The following is a 22725-nucleotide window of genomic DNA, read 5'->3' as shown; positions in this document are numbered from 1 at the left end:
AGCGGGCGGCGCGGGATCGGAGTCGCGGGAAGCGGCTCCGATCCGCAACGCTGTCAGCGTGACCCCTCTTGTCCACTGAGAGTCCCACGGCGCCCGTGCCGCCGTGGAGTTCGGAGTTCCGGCAGTGCTTTTCGACGTCACCCGCAGCGAACTCGCCGACATCTTCGGCGAGGACCGCATCGCGACCCTGCCCGCCGCCGCCTTCCCGCCCTTCACCGCGCGCACTGAGGGCGCCCGCCTCCTGCAGACCGTCGGTGTCCCCACCGGCACGCTTCACCTGCGCGAGCCCGACGAGGACACCGGCCGACTGCCCCTCCTCCAGGACGTCGTCGACCCCGAGGACTTCGAGGACGCCTCGGAGGACACGGGCCGATGGCCCGTCATCGGCTGGCTGCTCAACGCCCACCTCGCCCTCGACCCCCGTTCCGGAACGGTGCACGCCTTCGACGCGGACGCGGACACCAGGCAGGAACTCCACACCGACATCTCCTCCCTCATCCAGGTCACCCTCCGGTTCCAGCGCCTGCTGGAGGAGTTCACCTTCAGCGGCGACTACGGCGACGAGGAAGCCGGCTTCGAGCGCCTGGAACGCGAGGTCGAACGCATCCGCCAGGAGACGCACAGCATCGACCCGCTCCCCTTCCAGGACGACGAGACAGCCTGGTCGGTGGTCGGCGACGAGATCGCCTCGGGCCAGCGCTTCAAGGGCAACAGCCCGGGAGCCCGCTCGCTCCACGGGTGACCGCCTCCCTGCGGACCGGTCTCCTCCTCGACGTGCCCGGCCCCGGCCCAGTGATCTTTCACAAAGCCGTCCGCCCGAGACGTCGGGCCCATGCAACGATACGTTCGATCACGGGCCCAGGGGGGATGACGCCAGATGGAACGGGCAGAGTCTGCGCGAGATCTCGTACTCGGTTACGTCCGCGCTCTGAAGGCGATTGATGAGGCCATGAAGGTGGCGCTCCCCTCCCTTGAGCGGCTGGTGGACATCGTCGGCCTGGCCCGTACCCGCCGGATCTGCCGCAGTGATCACATCGGCACCTACTTCTGCAAGGTCCATGGGGCGGGGTGCCGCTTCGTCAGCGGCAACGGCACTGCGGTCGATGTGGACTTCGCAGCCGACGGGAGGGCGATCTTCGACCTCTGGCGGCTGCGCTGGTATGGCCTGAGTCTGCCGGAGCCTCTTGACCTCACCGATCAGGACGTGCGGTCCGCAGTGCAGTCGCTGCAACCTCTTCTGACCGAGGTGCGGCCGGGGTGGTTCAGCGTATCCGACTGATCATCTCAGGATGAGGCCCGACGTCCCGCAGCGGCAGGAGTCGAGTGACGTCGTGTTCGGCGTGCTCTGCGCGGTGCGGGGGTTCAGCGGATGGTCGTCGCTGGTGTCTCGGTGTCAGGGCCGAGGTGAGGGTGGGGCGTCGCCGGCGAAGCGGACGGCGAGGGAGGTGACGACCGGGTTGACGGTGAAGCCGGTCACCGCCGCCAGGTCGGCGCAGCCCTCGCCGTCGCGGTCTTCGGCGCCTTGCTGGCCGGATCGGCCCGCTTCGAGCACGGCCTGCGCGCCAGCCTCTTCTATCACCGACGCCGTCGGGTGCGTCGCCGCGCCGGCCGCCACCCGCATGACCGCGGCCGGGCCGGGGGCCGACCGCTCCGCGAACAGCAGCGCACGAGAGTTGCCGTCCGTTCCGGCACGAGAGCGGCACGGCCCGGGGACCGTAGAACCAAAGGGCGGATTGACCGTCTCGCCTGTCACACACCGGCCGAGCCGTCCCCAGCGTGCACAGCTCGCAGGCGGTGTCGAGCTGATCACGCCGAGCGCGTCGTGCTCGGCAGTCCAGCCCTCTCGAGGCGCTCCGCCCTCACGGGCGCTGCTTCTCCGTCGGTCCAGCTCAGGGAACTTGGTGTGCATATGGCGATCTTGCGGGGGCACACGACTTGCCGGAGGCAGTTCGTGCTCCCGCTCCCCTGTGGTGTCACCTGGCGGGGGTGCGCTCACGTACATGTCGCGGCCCGATGAAACGGGCCGCCCTGCGAGAGAGGTTGTCGCTGTGCTGCTGCCTGAGGAGAGGGAACTGCGCGCGGTGTTGGCCCGCTTCGCCGATGCCCGCTTCCGCCACGACCTGCAGCCCACCGGCCGCTCGAGCCGAGAACTGGAAGACACCTCCCACCTGCTGTGCGTCATGACCGGCACGCAGTCGGTAGAGCAGGCCCTCACTGCCGCCGACGCCCTCCTGGAACGGTTCCGCGCGGATCGCCGTGCGACCTCCCAAGCGACCCAGACCTTGGCTGCCTGACCGGACAAGCGTCTCCAGGGACTGCTCGGCCGAACATGCTCTTCAACGCCTTTGGCGGCGCCTCTGTGAGGCCGGTACGTTCTTCGCGGTGACTTTGATGAAGACGCAGGGTCTCGAGTCGATGACCGACGAGAGGCAGTTGTGCTGGACGGCTCTGGGAGACACGGCTCGAAAGCCGGCCAGGTCCTGATCCACTCAGCACCCGCAGGCGCTCGGCGGACCGACCGAGGATGATGGCGCAGTGTTGGTCGAGGTAAAGGCAGCGCAGCCCGCTTCATCAAGGCTATGAATGTCGATGACGACGCACCACGAACGAACCAACGACGCCGGCACTTTGCTGACACGACCTAGTCGCGCTTGGGCCAGATGAGGCCCTGATCGGTCCAGATGACACCTTTGTTGCGGCAGAGGCAGAAGGGGTGGCCGATGGGATCGGAGTAGACGCGGAAGCCGTAGCCGTCGGGGCCGGTGCAGTCCCGCTGCAGGGTCGCGCCGAGGGCCAGGACGCGGCGCTGTTCGGCCTCGATGTCGTCGACTTCGAAGTCGAGGTGGAACTGCTTGGGGTGCTCGCTGTCGGGCCACTGCGGGGCGCGGTAGTCCTCCACCTGGATGAAGGCCAGTTCGATCTCGCCGAACTGGATACCGGCCCAGTTCTCGTTACTGCCCTCCTTGACCGGGAGCCCCATCACCTCGGAGTAGAAGGCTGCCAGCTTCATCGTGTCCGGGCAATCGATGATGAAGTCGGTTAGTCGTAGCATCCAGCGATCTTGCCACAGGGTCAAATGAGCCTGACTTTGAGCCAGGCCCTAGCCCATCCGGCGGGTTGTGAGTGCGCCGGTCAGCGCTCAACGCGGTCCACGGGCCCTCCCGTGCTTCCATCGCGCCAGGAGGTACATACCATGGCTGACCCGCGGCAGCAGGACACCCACTCCCGACCCACGGCAACCCGGCGCAGGCTACTGGCCGCTGCCGCCCTTGCGCCCGCACTCACCGGTGCGCCGGCCGGAGCCCGCGCCCTGTCCGCCGGACCGAAGGGCCGCGCCCCGGCCCGACCGGTCATGACCACGCTGGCGGACTGGGCGGATGTGCGCTCGGCCCTCGGCCGACCCGGTGACATGAAGCGGTTCATGTACCACACGGGCCTGCCGCGCCGGGACCTCACGGTCTTCTCCCACGGCATCCGGATCAATCCCGCCCTCGCCCTGGGCACGCACGTGTCCTTCGTCCGGTACGCAGACCACAGCACGCTCATGATGGGCGACGCCGTGGTCACCGAAGGCGAACTGCAGCACTTCAGTGACGTCCTGCACGAGCACGGGATCATGCAGACCGCGATCCACAAGCACCTGCTCGCCCACAAGCCGGATGTCTGGTGGGTCCATCTGCACGCGCACGGCCATGATCCGGTCACCGTCGCCCGCGGTCTGCGCGCCGCATTCGACTGCACAGCCACCCCTCCCGCCCAACCCACCACCCCCTCGCCGCCCGTCGACCTGGACACCGCCGCGATCGACGCCGTCATGGGCGTCAAGGGCTCCACCGACGGTGAGATCTACAAAAGCACCTACGTCCGCCGCGAAACCGTCGTCGACGGCCCCGTGATCCTGCCTCCGGGACTGGGCGCCACCACCTCCGTCAACTTCCAGCCTCTCGGCGGCGGAAGAGCCGCCCTGAGCGGTGACCTGGTCATGATCGCCGACGAGGTCCAGCCCGTCCTCGTGGCCCTTCGACGCGGTGGGGTCGAACTCGTCGAGTTGCACCACCACAACCTCACCGACGAGCCGCGCCTGTTCTTCGTCCACTACTGGGCGGTCGGCGATGCCGTCAGGCTCGCCAAGGTCATTCGCCGGGCCGTGGACATCACCAACGCCGTGCCCATGCCGGGACAAGTCGGCTCATGACCGGGGGCGTCGATACGATCATCCGCCCGTTGGACTTCAGTGGGGCCTGGGAGTTCGACCCAGCGCCCCGATACGCCATGGAGCGCGATGGCACCGAGCGGTGATGCGGCCGCCCCTCCATCGTCGCCACGAGCGCAAGGCCGAGCACTTCCTCGGTCGGCCTCGCAGCACTTCTCGAACCGGTCCGACGCTGCGGACATGCTGTCAGTGGCGGCCGGCAGCATGTCCGCATGACTCGCGACGATCTCGACAGGCTGTTCGCCTCCCCGCGGCCTTGCTCGCTGCCGGCGCCGAGGCCCTTCGGGACCTGCCCGCCGCGGGCGGTGGAGGGGGCCGCGAGGCCTATGCCCAGGCCGTCACGATTCTCGACGGAGCCGAGGTGACGCGGGTGGAGTTCGCCTCGTGGCTGCACTTCGGCGCGACACCTGTTCGCAGCCATCGTCGAACTCAGCCCGTGGGGCTTCTGACACCCGACGACCCGGCACGGACCGGCTGCCCGTACAGGGTGACGCACGCGGACACGGCCGGCAGGGGACCGGCGTCGCAGTGCGCGACTGTGGCACGGCGCGACTGCGGCACGGCAGTCCATCGACCTCCGTGCCCGGTCGCGGGCGGGCCCGACGAGCGGTGATGCTGCTCGGTCGGCTCGCCGTCTCGCCCTCAGTTCTCTGCGACGCGAACGATCGTGCGGCCGGGGACGCGTTGCCGTGAGGCGAAGGCGGCGGCCGCCTCGGCCAGCGGCCGAACCGCGCCGACCCGTACCCGAAGCCGGCCGTCCCGCAGGCGCCGGGTGAGGTCGGCGAGGCGTGCGCGGTCGGGTTCCACGACGAAGAAGAGGGCCCGCCCGTCGTCGGGGCGCACGGTGGGCGGGTGGGCGATGGTGACGAGCGTGCCGCCCGGGCGCACGAGGGCGGCCGAGTGGTCCAGGATGTCACCGCCGATCACGTCGAACACGACGTCGACCCGGCCCGCGTCCTCCAACCGGTCGGCCTCCAGGTCGAGGAACGCGTGCGCGCCCAGCTCGAGGACGGTGTTCCGGTCGGCGGAGCGGCCCGTGCCGACCACGCGGGCCCCCGTTTCGTGAGCGAGCTGGACTGCGATCGAGCCGACGGCGCCGGCGGCGCCGTGGATCAGGACGGTCTGGCCGGTGGTGAGTCGAGCGTGGTCGAACAGGCCTTGCCAGGCGGTCAGTCCGGAGATCGGCAGTGCGGCTGCCACCGTGTGGTCGATGTCGGCGGGGAGCGGGGCGAGGTTGCGGGCCTCCACGGCGACGTACTCGGCGAGCGAGCCGTCGCGGGTCCAGTCGGTCAGTCCGAAGACCCGCTGGCCGACGGTGAGGCCCGTCGTTCCGTAGCCGAGTTCCGTCACCACCCCCGAGACCTCGTGACCGGGCACGCTCGGGGTGCGGTCGCGGCCGGCTCGGTCGGCCCAGGTTGCGGGCCAGTCGAGCTCTCCCCGGGTGAAGCCCGCGGCGTGCACCTGCACGATGACGTCGTTCTCGGCGGCGTGGGGACGGGGAAGGTCCTCGAGGGTCATCCCCGTGATCCCGGCCGCACGGTCCCGGACAGTGATGGCTCGCACGAGCATTCCTTTCTGGGTGTGGGGTGAGAGATTCCCGGCACAGGGAGCAGAGGGGTGAGGGCGCACTCGCGGCCGCCCTCAGTACGACGGTGGTGACCGTCGGCACGACGAAGGCGGCACGTCGGCTCGGACGAGAGGCGGTACGGCAAGAAGTGGCGGTTGCATCGACTCGACCTGGCCGCTGCCGGGTCGCCGCGGCCAGGGAGCATCGAGGATGCGCTCCACCATGGACGTACGGCGGAAACCGGGAAGGAAGAGTCCGTGGCGTCCGCGACGGCCGAGGTCTCCGGTATTTCCGCCCCTGCGATGATGTCGGTCATGGTGTCCGTGCTTTCCGATGCGATGTGTTTCGAGTGGACCGTGCGTCCGTTCCCCACGGTGCCGACCACGCGGCCCTCGGCGCCGCCTCGGTCCGGCCATGAACCACTCGAATCCAGTCATCCCAGGATGGGCCTGTGAGCTCCGAGATGCATCGGGTGGCGATCCCGTGGTCGACCCGGTCGATGACACCCACCGCGGCTGGATGAACCGGCAGCTCACCGTGCAGGAGTCCCGCCACCGGCCGTCCCGCGCGATCCGCCACGGCGGCCGCGGCCAGATCCGCCAGGCGTACCGGGGGGCCAGGGGGACCAGCTCGCCGCCCTCGGTCTGGTACTCAACGCCGTCGTCCTGTGGAACACCCGCTCCCTGGATGCCGCCGTCACCCAGCTCCGCGCCGAGGGCCAGGACATCAGGGACGAGGACGTGGCCCGCCGGATCGACGGCGGACACCCGGCACGCTGGGCCATTCGTTGCATGCCGTGGAGGCCAGGCGCCTGACGCTCCGGGGCCGAGGCGAGGATCGCCGAGCTGGGCTTGGTGCTGGCTCAACGACCTCGCGCAGCCCTAAAGGGCACGCTCCTGAACGGGATCCCGGGATTCCTGGTGATCGGAATCATCGGCCGGGGCGGCGGCACGCAGCGCCGCCGTGACCCGGCGGTTGCTGGTCATGGTCGCGGTGACGGTGGTCATGGTGAGGAGGAGGCCGGCGGCGGTGTAGAGCGGGGCGCGTACGTCGTAGGTGGTGGCCAGCCAGCCGCCGAGGAAGGCGCCGAACGGGGCGGCGCACATGGCGAGCATGCGGGAGGTGGAGGCGACCCGGCCCATCAGGTGGGCGGGGACGATCGCCTGTCGCAGGGAGGGGCCCAGCACCATCGTGGCGCCCATGCCTGCGCCACAGACGGCGAGCGCGAGGCCGGCGACGTACGGGTTCGGGGCGGCGGCAAGGCCCAGGATGGCGAGTCCCTCGACTGCGGCCGTGCAGGTCAGCGCGGCGCCGGTGCCCAGTCGTCTGCCGAGGAAGGAGGCGATGCCCGCGCCGAGCAGACCTCCGGTGGCCTCCGCCGTGAGGAGCAGGCCGAAGCCGAAGGTGCCGATGCCGAGACGGTCGTGCGCGAAGAGGGCGAGTACGGTCTCCACGGCGAGGAAGGCGATGTTCCCGACCGCCGGACGCAGCGCGAGCCCGAGCAGCAACCGGTCCCGGAATACGTACGAGGCGCCGGCCCGGGCCTGCCGCAGCAGCGACTCGCGGGCCTGCGGTACGGGGCGGGGTGCGGCAGGCAGCGAGCGTACGAGCAGTGCGGAGAGCGCGAACGACACCGCGTCGGCGAGCAGCGGGACCGCCCTCCCGAGCGCGAGCAGGGCGCTGCCCGCGGGCGGCCCGGCGAAGCCGGACGCGGCGGTCTGGGTGCCGCGCAGGCGGGAGTTGGCGCGCTCCAGGAGCGCGGGGTCACGGCCGAGCAGATCCGGTAGATAGGCCGTGGCGGCCGTGTCGAAGAAGAGTCCGCCGAGGCCGAGGAGGAAGGCGACGACCGCGAGCAGTGGAATGCTCAGCACGTCGAGCGCGGCTGCTGCCGCCGGCATCGCGAGCAGCACGGCACGCGCCGCGTCCGTGACCCACATCGTGCGCCGGCGGTCCCAGCGGTCCACCAGCGCACCGCCGAGCACCCCGAAGAGCAGCCACGGCAGCGTTCCGGCGGCCGTGACTACGGCGAGCGCCATCGGATCCCGTGTCAACGTCAACGCGAGCAGCGGCAGCGCGGCATGCGTCACCCCGTCGCCGAGCGAGGACACCCCCTGTGCGGTCCACAGTCGTCCGAACCCGGTCGGCAGCTTCCGAACGTCTGAGGTCACTTGGCGTCCCCTTCGGCCGGCTTGAGCGATGCGGGGTGGAACAGTGCGAAGACGAGTGACGCGTCCGGCAGCGACGGATCGGACAGCTCCCGGTACTCGTCCGCCAGTGCCTGCAGCCGCGCCCCCAGCTCCGCGAACTGCTCCTCGGTGAGCCGCAGATGGGCCATCCGCACGTGCCGCTCGGCATCCACCGGCGCTGCCTCCAGGTCCGCCACCGCGTGCCGCATCAGCACATCAGGGCCTCCCTCGCCCGGATCCGGCAGCACGATCGCCCGCGCGGCCATTGCGTAGTACCGCTCGGTGACCCCCCGGACCTTCCGCGTTCGCACCACCTTCACCAGGCCGGCCCGTTCGAGCAGCCGTACGTGGTAGCTGGAACTCCCTTTCGCCAGGCCCACTCGTTCGGCGATCTGCGTAATCGTCGCGGGCTCGAAGCGGAGCACGGCCATGATCCGGTGACGCGTGAGATTGGAAACGGCGCGTAGCTGCTCGTCAGTGGTGACGTGGAACGTCTCTGGAAGATCATCGGTAGGCATGACCCCAATGGTCAACACTTCTTGACCATTGGGCAAGGGGTTTTTTCGGCCGTCCGGAATCGGCCGTCAAGCACGTGGGATCTTCGCTCCTGCACTCACGAACTCATCGTGATCGGCGCCCAGGAGGGCCTCGCCGCCGCCCGCGCCCGCGGACGGGTCGGCGGACACCCCGGCGTCGCCCCCGAGGAGATCATCCGGGCCCCCGGCATCCGAGACCGTCCAGGCAGCCGTCACCACACACGCCTGAGCCGCCGAGGCCGTGCGGTACGAGGTGGACCAGGCCGTTGAAGAAGGTTGTGCGACATGCCCGGACAGACGCGGCCCCCGAGCCGACGACGGACCTTGGCTGACCGGACCAGGCGGCCGGCATGCCGTCTGCGCATTCGCCGCCGAGGACGACGTGGACGCCGGGCGCACTGCAGCACCGCACGCGCGGCGTTCGTGACCCACATCGTGCGCCTGACAGAGGTAAGTACGGATCGAAGATTCATCTGATCTGCGACCGCAACGGCCTGCCGAACTCGGTCGCCATCTCGGGCGCCAACCTGCAGGACAGCCAGGCCCTGGAACCCTTGGTGATGGGCATCCCGCCCCTTCGATCCCGCCGGGGACCGCGCCGTCGGCGGCCTGCCAAGCTTCACGGCGACAAGGGCAATGACTACGACCACCTGCGGAAGTGGCTGCGCAAACGCGGGCATCGTCCTACGAATCGCGCATCGGGGGGCGACGGCTCAGCCCGCCTCGGCCGTCACTGCTGGGTGGTCGAGCGGACCATGTCGTGGCTGTCCGGGTGCCGTCGGCTGCACCGGCGCTACGAGCGGAAGCGCGAACACTTCAATGGCTTCACTGCAATCGCGGTCATGCTCATCCGCCTGCGGTGTCTCGGTGTCAGCGCCGGCCGGTAGCGTCTGCCAGGTGACCGACGACGCCGTCATCTGGAACCAGCTCGCCGCCTTGCTGCCGGAGGCCGAGGCCCAGGAAGTCAAAGACTGCTGGGACATCGGAGAGCAGGAGGCGGGACTTGGCCTGCTCGTCTCCGGCATCCTCGGCCACCAGGTGCCGATCAGTGAGACGGTCAGGGCCCAGATCTCCGTCCTCGCGGAAACCTGGGGCGAGCGGGAGACGCTCACACCGCGGATCCTTCAGTGCCGTGATGACGGCACATCGGGCCACCTGAAGCTGATCGAAGTCGACGCAAGCACCGTCCCCGAGGCTATAGGTAGGGCCGAACAGAATCTGGCCGGTCTCGTCCTCGTCCCCTGGATCGCCTGCGTGAGATGCGGCCAGGTCCTCATGCGCGCCCATGCCCGAGAAAGCTGGGGAGATCTCTCCTACCTGGCGCGGCACTACATCATCACGACGCCGAACCGAGCCACCGTCCTGCGGCTGTTCCCTGCCGACTCCGCCGGCGTAGCCTTCGCTGCCCTCCAGCGTGCGTGTTCCGACGTAGCACGAGAAAAAACGTCTTACTGATCGTTTCAGAATGATCTTTGGAGTCGGCGGAGGCAGATGATGCTGGCGGCGAGTTCGAGGAGTCCTTGGTGGAGGTCGGCCCGGCGTTCGTAGCGGGTGCGGAGGCGCTTGAACTGGTGGAGCCATGCGAGGGTCCGCTCGACGCCCCACCGCGTGCGGCCGAGCCCGGACCCGTGGGAGACGCCACGGCGTGCGATCAGGGGCTTGATGCCGCGCTTCCACAGGCCTTCCCGGCCCCGGAGCCGGGAAGGCCGCCACTGTGACCGCTACGGACCTGTTCCAGCCCGGCACCACCGCCGTGCGCCGCGACGTCCGCACCGACCGGGTGTGGACCGCGATGCCCCGGCGGGTGCTCGACGACACCGTCCTCGTGCTGACGCTGGCCTACTGGCCGGGGATCGAGATCCTGGCCCCGACGACCTGAATTCGGCCAGCTCCTCGGCGGACGGCGCCCGGCCCTCGGCCCAGCGCCGGTACAGGCCGGCGCGCGTTTCACCATCCGGGGTGCGGCACGGTCCCGTCGTGGTCGGGCCCCCGAGGCGGGACCACGACGGGACCGGCCGGGCCTGTCAGTACGAGGCGCTGGTGGCGCACCGGCCGGTGTTCCCGTTGCACACGACGACGTACGAGGTGATTCCGGCGTCCAGGAGCTCTGCGGTCCAGGCCGTGGCACCGGTGGTCGACGCGCCCGAGTGCCCGCCGTTCGATTGCCGGAGGTACACGCTGCAGTAGTCACCGGTGGTGGAGGTCACGTAGCCCTGCACGTAGTCGTGCCCGTCGTGGAACGAGACCACCATGCCCCCGGCACAACCGGGGACGTTGGCCGTGTAGGTGGTGCTGGCCGACGCCATCCCGGCGCTGAGGCCCAGGCCGGCGGTGGTGGCGACGACGAGAGCGCCGAGGCGGACGGCGGTGCGCTTCCTGATCATGAGTGTCTCCTGGTGTCGGGTGGTTGACTGCCTCGACCCGTCGTGACCGGGGGTGCCGAGTGCGGACACCCGCTCGTGGGCTCTGGAAGTCGAGGTCGTTCTTCGAGGTCCGGGGGCATTCGTGGGTGAGCCCCCGAGGTGTCAGGTGCCGGTGCCGGGAAGGGTGTCGTCGTGGAGCGTGGCGGTGGACACCGCCGCGTCCTTGGGCGAGGCCCGTTCCCCGACTCCAGGGAACCGGATGACGGGCCTGCCCCTCGAGTGATTCGATCAGGTTCGAAGACTCGTGACGCCGACCGCTCGGGCGGCCGACAGCTGACCTCGGGGGGTGTCGTGCTCCACCTCGACATGGACCGCGCCGTACTCGCGAACACCCGGTTCGCGATCTCGCCGCTCAGCACCGCAATCGGCGCGCTCCGCCTCCTGCGGGACGACGAGCGGCCGGGCGGCGGAGGTTGGCGGTGCAGGGTCCAGGAGACCGTCCGTGACCGGAAGCTCGTTCTGCTGGGCTCGCTGTTCAGCGGTTCGTGGGACTACGTGCCGGACTTCCTGACACCGCAGCCGCAGGCCCCGGAGAACGGACTGCAGGAGGAACTGCACGCGGTCGCCACCACGGATCGCGCCCGTCTGAGCTGGGAGCTGCAGGTCATGGCCCAGGGGGTCGACGAGGAACGGCTGGCGGGCCGGGTGGTTCCCGTGGTCCTTCGCGATGCCCTGGAGCGGGGCGAGCGGGACTTCGCCGAGCGGGTGGCGGCGGAGCTGCACCGGCTGTGGGAGCTGGCCGTCGCCCCGCGGTGGACGGACCTGCGTACCCGCATGGAGGAGGACATCACCCACCGGGCGCGGACCACCGCCCGCCACGGCCTGTCCGGCATGCTGACCACCCTGCATCCCAGGGTGCTGTGGAGCGACGACCGACTGAGTCTGGTCAGCCGCTTCCGAGGCCGGATCTCCGGCAGCACCGGCCTGGTCCTGACTCCTTCGGTGTTCACCGCGGATTTGCGCGTGGTCATCGACTCGGTGCCGGGACCTGCCACGCGGCAGCCCATGTTCGCCTACCCCTGTCGGCCCGGGCCGCAGACCCGCCCCGGGCCGACGGTCCACGCCCTGCTCGGGGTGACCCGGGCACGCCTGCTGTCCGACCTGCACACCGCCCGCACCACCGGCGAGCTGAGCGAGCGGCACTTCCTCTCCCCCAGCACGGTCTCCTACCACCTCGGCATCCTGCACCGCACCGGACTGATCACCCGCACCCGCACCGGACAACACGTCCTGTACCAGCAGACCCGGCGCGCCACCGACCTCCTGGCTACCCCCCGCCTCCGCTGACGATGTGACGGCGTGTCGGCACGTCCGTGTCGCGGCGTTCGTCGCGGCGTTCGAGGAGGAACCGCGGTCCGTGGCCAGGATCGAGGAGGCCCTGCGCGTCTGCCGGCTCATCGCCTCGAGGGCCGGACAGGCCGGTACGCCGCCTTATTGATCGTTTCCGAATGACTTGGGCTGAGGGTCTTGCGCTTGGGTGATCTTGGTCGGCAGGGTGTCCGAGCGCGTGCTGATCTTGTTCCGGACGATCTGTGGGAGCGTGTGGTTCCACTGCTGCCGCCCGCTCCCGAGCGGCGTCGGCGCTATCCCGGGCGACTGCGTGTCCCGGACCGGGCAGCACTCGCAGGCGTGATGTACGTGCTGCGAACCGGTGTCGCCTGGCGCGACGTTCCAGCGGACGCCGTGGGCTGCTCAGGAGTGACTGCCTGGCGCCGGCTACGGGACTGCACCGAGGCCGGCGTCCGGCCGCAGCTGCCCGAGGCCCTGCTGGCCGAGCTGCGGGCCAACGGCCGCCTGGACATGGGCGATTGCGCAATCGACGGCTCCCCCATCAGGGCGTTCAAAGGGGGGACCGCGTTGGCCCCTCGCCCGTCGACCGCGCACGGCCGGGTTCCAAGCACCGTGTGATCGTGAACCGTCACGGGACGCCGCTGGCCGTGTCCGTGACCGGCGGAAACCGGCACGACGTCACGCAGTTGATCCCGCTCCTGGACGCGATACCCCGCATTCGGGGCCTGCGCGGACGACCCCGCAATAGGCCCCGACGGCTGTTCGCCGACCGCGGTTACGACTTCCACAAGTACCGCCGCCTCCTGTTTGAAGCGCGGCATCAAGCCCCTGATCGCACGCCGTGGCGTCTCCCACGGGTCCGGGCTCGGCCGCACGCGGTGGGGCGTCGAGCGGACCTTCGCATGGCTCCACCAGTTCAAGCGCCTCCGCACCCGCTACGAACGCCGAGCCGACCTCCACCAAGGACACCGGCAAGTCGCGATCCAAACGGCCCCCGTCTCCTCTCCGGTCGGGAGAGGGGGCGGGGGCCGCGTGGTGTGCCGTCAGACGGTGGGGTCAGCTGTCGGTGGTGTGGCGGCGGCGCCACCAGACGAGAGCTGCCCCGGCCGCGAGGAGCGCGGCGGCGATCCCGGCGACGGTGAGCACCTGGGTGCCGGTGTCGGCGAGACCGCCGCCGTCATCGTCCTTGGGCGGCTTCGGTGCGCCGGTGGGACTCAGGGTCGCCGTGGGCTGCGGTGCCGGAGTGGACGTGCCGGTCGGCTGCGGGCTGGGCTTACCCCCGCCGCCGGTGTGGGTCGGAGCCGGGGTGGGAGGGGGTGTGGGCGTGCCCCCTCCGCCGCTGGTGTCGATGCTGCCGCTCCCGCCGAGGTAGGTGGTGTCGGAGTCGCGGGCAGAGGTCTGTGACCGTACGGAGTCCTTGGTGGTGCGGGGAAGCGTGCGGTGCTGGGTGGTGAACTCGACGCGGGTCACGTTCCGCTTGGGCGCCTTGGAGAAGTCGACGCCGCCCACACCCTGGTTGTAGGCCTGGCCGCCGTATTCGAGCTTGAACCACTCGATGCCCTCGCGCAGGGACTTCATGTACCGGTCGTAGACGGACTGCTTGGTCCACGTCGCGTTGGGGGCGCGCAGCGGCCAGCGCTTGACGTTGTTGGAGTTGATGATGGGGTGGAAGTCGGTCGGCTTCTTCGCGTCCTGCTGACGGATCCACTCGGCCGCGACCCGGGAAGCGTAGACGCGGCGCAGGTCCTTGTAGGCGTCGCCGGTGTTGACGGCCTTGTCCACGCCGGGCATGACGTACTGGCGCAGCAGACGCTCCGACTGGCGCTTCTGGTCCTCGGTGAAGGTGCAGGTACGGGCGCCCGGCGCGTGCCAGGCCATGTCCATCCACTCGGTGGACACCTTCAGCGGGGCGTCCAGGATGTAGATCCCGCCGTCCTGCTCACGCACCTTCGCCGGCTTGGGCTCGATCCACAGCCGCACCTCGGGGAAGCAGGGGATACCGTCCTTGTCCTTGACCTCTCCGTCCCAGAAGTTCTTCGCCTCCGGGTTCTTGTCGGGGTTCATCTGGTGGGCGAAGTCAGCCTTCATGGCGAGGTCGGCTTCCAGCAGGATGCGGCCCGCATCGGTGGAAGCGAACGTGGAGTCCATGATCTTGTCGGGCTGGTCGGGGTTCAGGTTGACCCAGAACTTGTCCGGCGTCAGCGCCAGCCACGTGAACATGGAATCACTCGCGAGCTGAAGACTGGCCTTCCCGCCCCAGCCCGGATCGGTGTCCTCGTCGGGCGTGAAGTCGGCCTTGAAGGAGTAGTCGAGAGCCTTACCCTTGACCGGGTTGCCGACGTACTGGAGCTGGAGGGTGGAGAAGTCGACACCGCCCGGACCGCGGCCGAGCGCGCTACGGGTGTTGATCTTGTTGAAGTCCTTCTGGATGCGCTGGCCCTCGGCCGGGGTGCGCCCGGACTGCCAGGCGATGTCGTTGATCGGTCCCTGGGTGCCGGTGTTGGGGCGCGGGTTGAAGACCGGGTAGGTCTTGGTCCACTTCGTCTGCGGCCACAGGGCACGCGCGGTGGCGCGCTTTTCCACGATGCGCACCTGGTTGCTGACGGTGCTCCGCTCGCTCTTCAGCGCGTTGTTGAGGCTGTTGTACCGCTTGACGGTCGTGTCGGAAGCCTTCTCACCGGCGAACATCGACATCCGCGACTTGGTGAAGTCGTACTTGTCGTCCTTGTGGCGAAGGATGACCTGGTCGGCCTTGTACTGGTTCGGCTTGTACTTGCCGTTCGACTTGAACTCGCCGAGCTCACCACTGCGCTGGTTGTAGGCGTCGTAGCGGCGGGAAGCGATGAGCTTGCCGTCCTTGTCACGGATCTCGATCGTGACTTCGCACAGCCAGTCCGGGCCGATCAGGTTGAAGTCCTGGACCGTCTTCCTCTCGAAGACACCGCCCTTGGAACTGTTGGCCTGTCCGTTGATCAGGTAACGCGGAACCCAGTCCCGGAACGGCTTGGGGCTTGCCGACGTCTTCTTGTGGCGGTTGTAACGCGCATAGATCGCGTTCTTCATGTCATCGATGTTGTGGGACTTGGCGTACTTGGCGTCCCAGGCATCGATCTCCGCCCGGCTGGACCCGGCCGCGTCAAGGTCGGCCTGGGTGGGGGCGGGGACGTTCTCGAAGCCCTTGAACTCGTTGTTGTAGTAGTACTCGCCGTCCGGCCCGGGTGCGACCCAGTGCGCGTCCGGCATCGGCGCCCCGGACAGCGGCGGCGTGGTCGGGTAGGTCTTCTTCAGGTGCGTCTCGTCGCACCGCTTGCCCGTCGTGATCTTCGCGTAGTCACCGGGTGCGGCATGTGCGGTGGCGGGAAGCCCGACCAGCATCATGCCGGTGGCCGCCAGCAGAGTGAGCGCGCTCCTCAGGCGCCTCGGAAGGCGGGTGTGCATCGGTGTTCTCACGTACGTGTCCCTGGTCCTGGGGGCCACGGGACGAGTGTTGGTTGGGCGGCGGGAGGTGGGGCCCCCGTGTCATGTCTCCGTCCGCCGACGGCCCCCACCCTAGAGGTACTCAAGGGTCAATGTGCAAAGGGTTGTTGATGTGGCGGTGTGTCAACTCGCCAACGTCCGGTGCGGTGTTGTCGGACGCGTCGGCTACGGTGCGGGGCATGACTGCACCTTCGGAGAACCCCTACGACCCGACTCGCAACCCTGACCTGCTGGCATGGCTGACCGAACGGCAAGCCGGCTTCGAACGGTGGGCGGAAGAGGCCGGCGGGAGCAGCCGGTTCGACTTCTCCCCCGCCTCACTGGACGGTCTGGAGGAGCTCATCCGGGAGGGTTTCGAGACCCCCGAGGATGTCACCGAACAGCGCCGCACCCCGTTTCTCCAGGGCGCCGTGTGGTACCTCGGTGAGCTGTTCTGCCGCCACAGGGGCATGGTGTGGAAGTACGAGCCCGACTTCGACACCGGCCGACTGGCGCCGTTCTTCGCCGCCGAGGAGCCCGTCGGGGTGCTGGACACCCCGTGCGTGGGCCTTCCCGGAGCACGCCCGGGTGAGAACTGGTTCCCGCTGAACATGATCCGACGTCTGCTGATCGACGAGGACGAGGTCGGGAATCCGGTCGACGAGCGGCTGTTGGGCATGCTGGAGGGCTGGTACGACGACGAGGACGACGAGGAGTAGATCGGGACGCTTGGTCACGGACGGATCCACGAAGTGCGGGCCCGTCGGGGCTTCCGAGTTCCAACTCCCGGAACTCCCCGAGGAACCGGTAGCAGGGAAAGGACTCGCCGGGCATGCACCGGAGTCCGGTCCAGGGATGTGGCCGCGCTGCCGGTGAAGCAGCATCAGCGCTGGAGGGCGGCCGCATGCCGGTCACCCCGGCGGTCGCGGCGCCTGCGGCACCGAGCCTCGGCTCCTGAAGCCGCCCCCGCGGGCGCGTGCCGGAGGCGGAAGGCTTGCTTCTTCTTTGGCGTCCGATGGGGCGCATTGTCGGCCAAAGTGGCAGAGGCGTCCCCGCCGCCCCGGCGGCACGTGTCGGGGGGCCGTGCTCACCTTCCACCGGGCCACCGGAGGGGGCGCTCGCGTCTGGCCGCAGGCCCCGGCGTCCACAGGCGCACCGCCTGGACACGGCCGTCGGCACGTGGTGGTGACGGGCCGCCGGGGCAGGTCAGCCGTGCGGTCCTCACCGGCGCGCGGTGTCATGGAGGAGCCGTCCGGATGGCTCCGGACACCTACGTGGCACGCGGTCGCGACGCACCCGGCCGATCCGGGACGGCCCGCGGGGACGGGTGTTCCGGCGTCGTCGCACGCCGGCGCCTCGGGCTGTAGGGCCAGTCGACTGTCGGCCACATTCCTGGTGGCGGACGGCCCGCGGGGGACTTCAGGGCCCTTGTTCCCACGACGGAGCGGTGATTAGGCTCCGGCTCGCTTTCGCATTTCGTACACACTTTCCACACATGGCGATCGATTTTTCCGAGACGCCAGGTGCTTTCGCATGCCTCGCCGGTCGCCGCCGGCGGTGGGCGCCGGGCGGTCAGGGGGTGGGGGACATCGACACGTCAGGTGTCCCGTGGCACGCCGACGGCGAGTCGCCCGCGCCGGTGTCCGTCCCGTTCCGGCGGGAAGCCGGGCCCGCGACCGGCAGTCGTCGCGACACGGCCGTGCTGTGGTGGATCAACGCCGTCGACGGTCTCGGCAGTCAGGCGTCCGGGCTGGTCCTCCCCCTCCTGCTCCTGGATCTGGGCCAAGGCCCTGGGACGGCCGGCGCGTTCGCCAGCGCTGCCGCGATCACCGGCGTGGTGCTGGGGCCACTGGTCGCCGTGCCGGCCGACCGGGGACATCGGCGCACCGTCATGACCGTGTCGGCGGTGGCGGCGGCGCTGGCGATGGCCGGGCTGGCCGTCTGCTGCCTCCGGCATCCGCCGCTGTGGGCCCTGCTGGGCCTGGCGTTCACCGAGCGTCTGTGCGCGACGGCGTACGAGGCGGCCGCGCGCGGCGCGCTGTACCGGCTCGCCTCCCGGGACGACATGCCGCGGGCCGTGGCCGGCGTACAGGCGGGTGATCAGGCGGCGCTGGTGCTGGGCCCCGTGCTGGGCGGTGTCCTGTTCGGCGTGGGCCGCTTCCTGCCGTTCGCCGTCGACGCGGTCACCTACGCCGTGGCGGCCGCGGGCGTACGGGCGATCCGCGGCCCCCTCGACTCACCGGCGTCCACCGTGCCGCGGCCCGCCGGAGCGGCCGGGCAGCACGCCGTCGACGCCGCCGCGCGGCGGCGGGTGTTCACAGGGGCGCTGCGCGCCGGCCTGGTCGCGGTGGTCCGCTCCCCCGTGCTGCGGCTCGTGTTCCTGTGGTCGTCCGCGGCGAGCGGGGCGCTCGCCCTGCTCTTCTACACCGCCGTGTTCGTGCTCGGCGGCCGCTCGGGCAGTGTGGTGACCGGAGGGGTGCTCGCGGCCTCCGGGGCCGCGGGACTCGCCGGGTCGATGGCGGCGCCCCTGGTGGTACGGCGACTGGGGGCGCACCGCTCGCTGGCCGCGGCCACCTGGCTGCTCCTGCCGCCCTGCGCCGCACTGGCGGTGTCCCAGGAGCCATGGTTGTGGGCGGTGTGCTTCTCCGCACTGTGCGCCGTGCTGCCCGTGGTCACCGTCGTGCTCGGTGCCGCGGCCGTCCTCGCCGCACCGCAGGAGGCGCAGTCGCGGGCCGGAGCCGTACTGGGCGCCGGTGCCGCGGTGACCGCCGCCGTGGCGCCGGCGTGCGCCGCCGCACTGGTGGACCGGGGCGGCGATCGGGCCCCGGCCCTGGGCTGCGCTGTCCTGCTCGCCGTTCTGGCGCTGCACACCCAGCGTTCCGCGGTCACGGTGCTGCGCCCGGCCGGGGCCGACGGCGGGCCCGAATGCATCGGCCCCGCAACGGACTCCGCCCCGGGAGGACGGTCATGACCGCTCCCGCCTACCAGGTGTTCGTCGCCGCCCTGCCCGACGTGTGCCCCACGGACCGGCGCCGCATGGTCTTCACCGCGGACGCCGCCGGCCGCTGCGAGGTCTTCACCTGGGACGCCGTCACCTGCCAGGCCCGGCAGGTGACGGACAGCCGCGGGGGCACCGCGCATCGCGCGATCGACGCCGACGGGTACGTGTGGTGGTTCGACGAGGACGGGAACGGCGGCGGGGCTGGGGAGGAAGAAGGCCGCTGGTGGTTCCGGCACTTCGACGGTGGGCCGCGGCTGCCCGGCCTGCCCGGGGCCCCGGCCGGGCAGGCCCGCGGGCTGGCCGTGACCGCGGACGGCACGGTAGCCGCCGTCGTGGCCGCCGAACAGCGGACCGTGGCGCTGATGGGCCGACGGGGGCAGGTCCCCCGCGAGGTGCTGCGCACGGACCGGCCGTGCCGGCTGGGCGGCATCAGCCCGGACGGCGCACTGATCGCGCTGGCCGCGTCCGCCGACGACGCGGTGGCCGTCACGGTCCTCACGCCTGACGGCCGCACCGTGGCCACCCTGCCCGGCCCCGGACTGTGGTGCCAGGGCTTCTCCACCCTGCCCGGGCACCGCGAACTGCTGCTGGTCCGTGATCTCGGCGACCGCTATGTCCTGGCCACGTGGACGGCGGAGCAGGGCCTGCGCACCCGGCACTGGTGCGCGTTCGACACCGAGATCAGCGCCCGCTGGTACCCGGACGGCCGGCACGTGCTGGTACGCCAGGACCGCCACGGCCGCTCGCTGCTGCACCGCGTGGACCTCGGGTCCCGGCGGCGCCACCGGGTACCGACACCCGCGGGCAGTGTCCTGGACGCGGCGCCGGGCGCCTCGGGAGCGGTCGACTACCTGTGGACCAGCACGGACCGTCCACCTCTCCTGCGCGCCACTGACGGCATCGCCCTCCCCCCGGCCGGCCCCCCGGTCCTCGTCCCGGGCCGGCACACCGACCGCTGGACGCCCACCGGCTCGGGACGCGTGCACTCCCTGCTGAGCCTGCCCGAACCGGGCGGCGCGGCGCCGCCGCCCGCGGTGTTCCTGGTCCATGGCGGTCCGGCCGACCACGACCGGGACGCCTACGACGCCACGGTGCACTCACTGGTCGCCTCGGGTTACGCGGTCGTCCGCGTCAACTACCGCGGCTCCACCGGCTACGGGCCGCGCTGGCGGAACGCCTTCCCAGCCGGGGTGGGACACACCCAGGTGGCGGACCTGGAAGCGGTGCGCGCCGACCTCGTACGTGAAGGGCTGATCGCCGGTGACGCCACCGCGTTGTGGGGCGTGTCCTGGGGCGGCTACCTGGTGCTGCTCGCCCTCGGCCTGCGCCCCGGGCTGTGGCAGGCGGGTGTCGCCGTCAAACCGGTCGCCGACTGGGCGGCCGCCCACCGGGCGACGACACCGGCGCTGCGGGCCCTGGACGTGCGGATGTTCGGCGGCACCCCGGACGAGGTGCCCGAACGCTACGCACGCGCCTCGCCGCTCACCTACGCGTCCTCGGTCACGGCGCCGTTGCTCGTCGTCGGCGCGACCCGTGACACCAAATGCCCTCCCGGGCAGATCCGCGGCTACCTCGACGCCCTGACCGACGCGGGCGTGCCGCACGAGGCCATGTGGCTCGACACCGGTCACGACGGCTACGACGGCGCGGCGCACGTCGCGGTCCTGCGCCGCTCGCTGTCCTTCCTGCGCGCGCGGTTGCCCCGACCGGCGCCCCGCGCCCCTGAACGTCCTCCCACACCGTCGGGAGGGCCCCGGTCCCACTGAGGCAACAGCGGGACCGGGTGTGCACAGCACCACACCACTCACAGAAGGAGAGGCACCGTGCAGAAGGACATCATCCACAACGACCCGCTCGCGGGCGACGAGCAGAACCGCAAGCCGGGCATCGGCATCACCATCACCGTCCCGTTCCGCAACGCCGACGAGGGCGACGACAACGAGGAGTGACTCCCGGTCCGGCCGGTCCGCGTGCTCGCGGGCCGGCCGGGCTCGCCCGCCCTGCCGCCCCTTCGTTCGCGCGTATCCAAGGAGCCGTCCGTGCGCGTTCTCCTCCTCAACATGCCGTGGTCACCCATCGATCTGCCCTCGCTGGCGCTGGGCATCCTGAAGCGCAGTGTCGACGAGCGGGTCGACGGCGCGACGTGCGAAGTGCTGCACGCCAACCTCGAGTTCACCGACTGGATCACCGGGCGCACCGAGTTCTCGGCCGAGGACTACGAGTACTACGCGCTGTCCTCCTACTTCCTCGGCTGCGGAGACTGGGTGTTCTCCAGCGCCCTGTACGACGACCCGCGGTGGATGGACGACGAGTTCACCGCGTCGATGTCCGGCAAGCTGCGCTCCTCACGGCTGCGGATGACCCGTGAACTGCACGCCGTCGTCCCCGAGTTCGTGGAGTTGATCGCGCGGCGCGTGGTGGACCTCGCCCCCGACGTCGTGGGCATGACGTCCACCTTCCAGCAGAACACCGCCGCACTGGCGGCGGCCCGGCACATCAAGCGGCTGGACCCGCGCATCGTGACGGTCATGGGCGGCGCCAACTGCGACGCCGAACAGGGTGCCGCCGTGCACCGTAACTTCCCGTTCGTCGACTTCGTGGTACGCGGTGAGGGCGAGGACGCCTTCCCCCGGCTGCTGGAGACGCTGCGCGACGGATCGGGACCCGACGCGCTGGCCGGGGTCCCGGGGCTGTGCCACCGCGAGGACGGCACCTCGGTCGCCAACCCGATGCCCACCGGCCCGCTGCCCCCGGCCGCGATCCTGCCCCCCGACTACAGCGGCTACTTCGAGCGCCTCGCCGCCTCCGTGGCACGCAACTGGGTGGAGCCGAAGCTGGTCGTCGAGGGCGCCCGCGGCTGCTGGTGGGGAGAGAAGCACCACTGCACCTTCTGCGGCCTGAACGGCTCGTTCATGCAGTTCCGCAGCAAGAGCCCCGAGACCTTCTACCAGGAGATCATGGACTTGGCCGAGCGCCACCGGGTGCTCGACATGTACGTCGTCGACAACATCCTCGACATGCGCTATCTCTCGACGGTGCTGCCCCGGATCATCGACAGCGGATACGACCTGCGCATGCACATCGAGATCAAGGCGAACATGCGGCGCCCGCAGCTGCAGACCCTCGCCGACGCCGGGCTCATCTACGTCCAGCCCGGAATAGAGAGCCTGAACAGCAGGGTGCTCGACCTCATGGACAAGGGGGTCAGCGGCTGTCAGAACGTGCGCATGCTGCGGGACGCGGCCGAGACGGGACTGTCGGTGTCCTGGAACTATCTGCACGGCTTCCCCGGCGAGACGGCCGCCGACTACGACCCAGTGATACGCCAACTGCCCGCGCTGGAACACCTGAACCCGCCGGTCGACCTGTCCGCCCGGATCGCCATCGAACGCTTCAGCCCCTATTTCAACCAGCCCGAACTGGGCTTCACCGGACTGCGCCCGGAGGAGCACTACCTGTTCACGTACGACCTGCCGGAGGCCGAACTGCACGACATGGCCTACGTGTTCCAGGCACCGGAGCGCGGCATCGGCGACGACACGGTGACCCGGCTGAACGACGCCATAGCGGCGTGGAAGAAGCACCACACCGACGCCCGGCTCACCCACACGGACCTCGGTGACGAGATCGTCCTGGTCAGCCGGCGGCAGTCGTTCGAGTGGCGGACGATGCGCCTGACCGACCCGTTCGGCGTCACGCTCTTCCGGCTCCTGGACCAGCCCCACTCCCCCACCGCCCTGCACCGCAAGGCGACGGCCGACCCCGTTTTCGCCGACCGCACCCTGCGGGACGTGCAGGCCCTGCTGGACGAGTGGACGGTCCTGGGCGTGACCTTCACGGACGTCGGGCAGTACGTCCACATCGCGCCCGCGGCCGTCAACCAGGACCTGCTGCGCCTCGACTACATGAACCACCTGCACGGCCGTCCCGCCGCCGAACCGTCCACGCACCCCGTACCGACGGCCCGACCCGCCCCCGCTCCCGCGCTGCCCTGACGCCCGCCGCAGACCGACACGCCGCTCACGCCCCGACGCCGCACCGTCTCCCGGCCGA

Annotated in this window: 20 protein-coding genes and 3 pseudogenes; 15 read left to right on the top strand and 8 right to left on the bottom strand. The window is 70.5% G+C overall.

The genetic code is table 11. The annotated features are described in order from the left end of the window. Positions 1-124 precede the first annotated feature (124 nt). Positions 125-742, top strand: coding sequence for an SUKH-4 family immunity protein (locus ACIHEJ_RS39315; protein WP_400142651.1), 618 nt, complete (start codon positions 125-127; stop codon positions 740-742). A 135-nt stretch (positions 743-877) separates the two neighbouring features. Next, positions 878-1279 (top strand): DUF6896 domain-containing protein, encoded by a 402-nt coding sequence (locus ACIHEJ_RS39310; RefSeq protein WP_400142650.1) that lies wholly within the window; start codon positions 878-880, stop codon positions 1277-1279. A gap of 114 nt (positions 1280-1393) precedes the next feature. Here ACIHEJ_RS39310 and ACIHEJ_RS39305 read toward each other — a convergent pair whose 3' ends face one another. Then, positions 1394-1579 (bottom strand): hypothetical protein, encoded by a 186-nt coding sequence (locus ACIHEJ_RS39305; RefSeq protein WP_400142649.1) that lies wholly within the window; start codon positions 1577-1579, stop codon positions 1394-1396. 469 nt (positions 1580-2048) lie between these two features. On the opposite strand from ACIHEJ_RS39305, the gene ACIHEJ_RS39300 reads away from it, so the two are divergent. Next, on the top strand, positions 2049-2294 hold the full coding sequence (locus ACIHEJ_RS39300) for a DUF5133 domain-containing protein (RefSeq protein WP_400142648.1): 246 nt from the start codon (positions 2049-2051) through the stop codon (positions 2292-2294). Between the two features lie 347 nt (positions 2295-2641). Here the strand turns inward: ACIHEJ_RS39300 and ACIHEJ_RS39295 are convergent, their stop codons facing one another. Then, positions 2642-3052: a VOC family protein gene (locus tag ACIHEJ_RS39295; protein ID WP_400142647.1), complete on the bottom strand. Its 411-nt coding sequence runs from the start codon at positions 3050-3052 to the stop codon at positions 2642-2644. 141 nt (positions 3053-3193) lie between these two features. On the opposite strand from ACIHEJ_RS39295, the gene ACIHEJ_RS39290 reads away from it, so the two are divergent. Beyond that, positions 3194-4195, top strand: coding sequence for a DUF1259 domain-containing protein (locus ACIHEJ_RS39290; RefSeq protein WP_400142646.1), 1002 nt, complete (start codon positions 3194-3196; stop codon positions 4193-4195). 660 nt (positions 4196-4855) lie between these two features. Here the strand turns inward: ACIHEJ_RS39290 and ACIHEJ_RS39285 are convergent. Then, a complete protein-coding gene (locus tag ACIHEJ_RS39285; RefSeq protein WP_400142645.1) occupies positions 4856-5776 on the bottom strand; it encodes an NADP-dependent oxidoreductase in 921 nt (306 codons plus the stop codon). 487 nt (positions 5777-6263) lie between these two features. On the opposite strand from ACIHEJ_RS39285, the pseudogene ACIHEJ_RS39280 reads away from it, so the two are divergent. Then, a pseudogene (locus tag ACIHEJ_RS39280) lies at positions 6264-6529 on the top strand (Tn3 family transposase); the annotation flags it as partial. 132 nt (positions 6530-6661) lie between these two features. Here ACIHEJ_RS39280 and ACIHEJ_RS39275 read toward each other — a convergent pair. After that, entirely contained in the window at positions 6662-7948 is a 1287-nt protein-coding gene (locus ACIHEJ_RS39275) for an MFS transporter (protein ID WP_400142644.1), read from the bottom strand. Further along, on the bottom strand, positions 7945-8484 hold the full coding sequence (locus ACIHEJ_RS39270) for an ArsR/SmtB family transcription factor (protein WP_400142643.1): 540 nt from the start codon (positions 8482-8484) through the stop codon (positions 7945-7947). The genes ACIHEJ_RS39275 and ACIHEJ_RS39270 overlap by 4 nt, the downstream gene beginning before the upstream one ends. 368 nt (positions 8485-8852) lie before the next feature. Between ACIHEJ_RS39270 and ACIHEJ_RS39265 the strand changes: the two genes are divergently transcribed. Next, the gene (locus ACIHEJ_RS39265) at positions 8853-9389 is read left to right on the top strand and encodes an IS5 family transposase (RefSeq protein WP_400142642.1); all 537 of its coding nucleotides are present in this window, start codon (positions 8853-8855) and stop codon (positions 9387-9389) included. Between the two features lie 10 nt (positions 9390-9399). Continuing rightward, positions 9400-9957 (top strand): hypothetical protein, encoded by a 558-nt coding sequence (locus ACIHEJ_RS39260; RefSeq protein ID WP_400142641.1) that lies wholly within the window; start codon positions 9400-9402, stop codon positions 9955-9957. 5 nt (positions 9958-9962) lie between these two features. On the opposite strand, the pseudogene ACIHEJ_RS39255 reads toward ACIHEJ_RS39260, so the two are convergent. Continuing rightward, positions 9963-10190 (bottom strand): annotated as a pseudogene (locus ACIHEJ_RS39255) (transposase); the annotation flags it as partial. A 26-nt stretch (positions 10191-10216) separates the two neighbouring features. Here ACIHEJ_RS39255 and ACIHEJ_RS39250 point away from each other — a divergent pair. Further along, complete coding sequence (locus ACIHEJ_RS39250; RefSeq protein ID WP_400142640.1) at positions 10217-10381, top strand: hypothetical protein; 165 nt, start codon at positions 10217-10219, stop codon at positions 10379-10381. A 145-nt stretch (positions 10382-10526) separates the two neighbouring features. On the opposite strand, the gene ACIHEJ_RS39245 is transcribed toward ACIHEJ_RS39250, so the two are convergent. Continuing rightward, a complete protein-coding gene (locus ACIHEJ_RS39245) occupies positions 10527-10886 on the bottom strand; it encodes a hypothetical protein (protein WP_400142639.1) in 360 nt (119 codons plus the stop codon). 330 nt (positions 10887-11216) lie between these two features. On the opposite strand from ACIHEJ_RS39245, the gene ACIHEJ_RS39240 reads away from it, so the two are divergent. Next, complete coding sequence (locus tag ACIHEJ_RS39240) at positions 11217-12212, top strand: ArsR/SmtB family transcription factor (protein WP_400142638.1); 996 nt, start codon at positions 11217-11219, stop codon at positions 12210-12212. A gap of 186 nt (positions 12213-12398) precedes the next feature. Continuing rightward, positions 12399-13196 (top strand): annotated as a pseudogene (locus tag ACIHEJ_RS39235) (IS5 family transposase); the annotation flags it as partial. A 75-nt stretch (positions 13197-13271) separates the two neighbouring features. On the opposite strand, the gene ACIHEJ_RS39230 reads toward ACIHEJ_RS39235, so the two are convergent. Then, on the bottom strand, positions 13272-15665 hold the full coding sequence (locus tag ACIHEJ_RS39230; protein WP_400142637.1) for an LPXTG cell wall anchor domain-containing protein: 2394 nt from the start codon (positions 15663-15665) through the stop codon (positions 13272-13274). 206 nt (positions 15666-15871) lie between these two features. Between ACIHEJ_RS39230 and ACIHEJ_RS39225 the strand changes: the two genes are divergently transcribed. From ACIHEJ_RS39225 to ACIHEJ_RS39205, 5 genes are all read left to right on the top strand, one after another. Beyond that, positions 15872-16390, top strand: coding sequence for a hypothetical protein (locus tag ACIHEJ_RS39225; protein ID WP_400142636.1), 519 nt, complete (start codon positions 15872-15874; stop codon positions 16388-16390). A gap of 860 nt (positions 16391-17250) precedes the next feature. Beyond that, positions 17251-18642 (top strand): MFS transporter, encoded by a 1392-nt coding sequence (locus ACIHEJ_RS39220; RefSeq protein WP_400142635.1) that lies wholly within the window; start codon positions 17251-17253, stop codon positions 18640-18642. Continuing rightward, positions 18639-20438, top strand: coding sequence for an alpha/beta fold hydrolase (locus tag ACIHEJ_RS39215; RefSeq protein ID WP_400142634.1), 1800 nt, complete (start codon positions 18639-18641; stop codon positions 20436-20438). The genes ACIHEJ_RS39220 and ACIHEJ_RS39215 overlap by 4 nt, the downstream gene beginning before the upstream one ends. Before the next feature lie 57 nt (positions 20439-20495). Further along, the gene (locus tag ACIHEJ_RS39210; protein WP_362156174.1) at positions 20496-20621 is read left to right on the top strand and encodes a hypothetical protein; all 126 of its coding nucleotides are present in this window, start codon (positions 20496-20498) and stop codon (positions 20619-20621) included. Between the two features lie 90 nt (positions 20622-20711). Then, positions 20712-22667, top strand: a complete 1956-nt coding sequence (locus ACIHEJ_RS39205) for a RiPP maturation radical SAM C-methyltransferase (protein ID WP_400142633.1) — start codon at positions 20712-20714, stop codon at positions 22665-22667. Positions 22668-22725: the final 58 nt, after the last annotated feature.

Source organism: Streptomyces sp. NPDC052301 (assembly GCF_044593395.1).
GTDB lineage: Bacteria > Actinomycetota > Actinomycetes > Streptomycetales > Streptomycetaceae > Streptomyces.
This window is presented reverse-complemented; position numbering and strand designations above follow the sequence as displayed.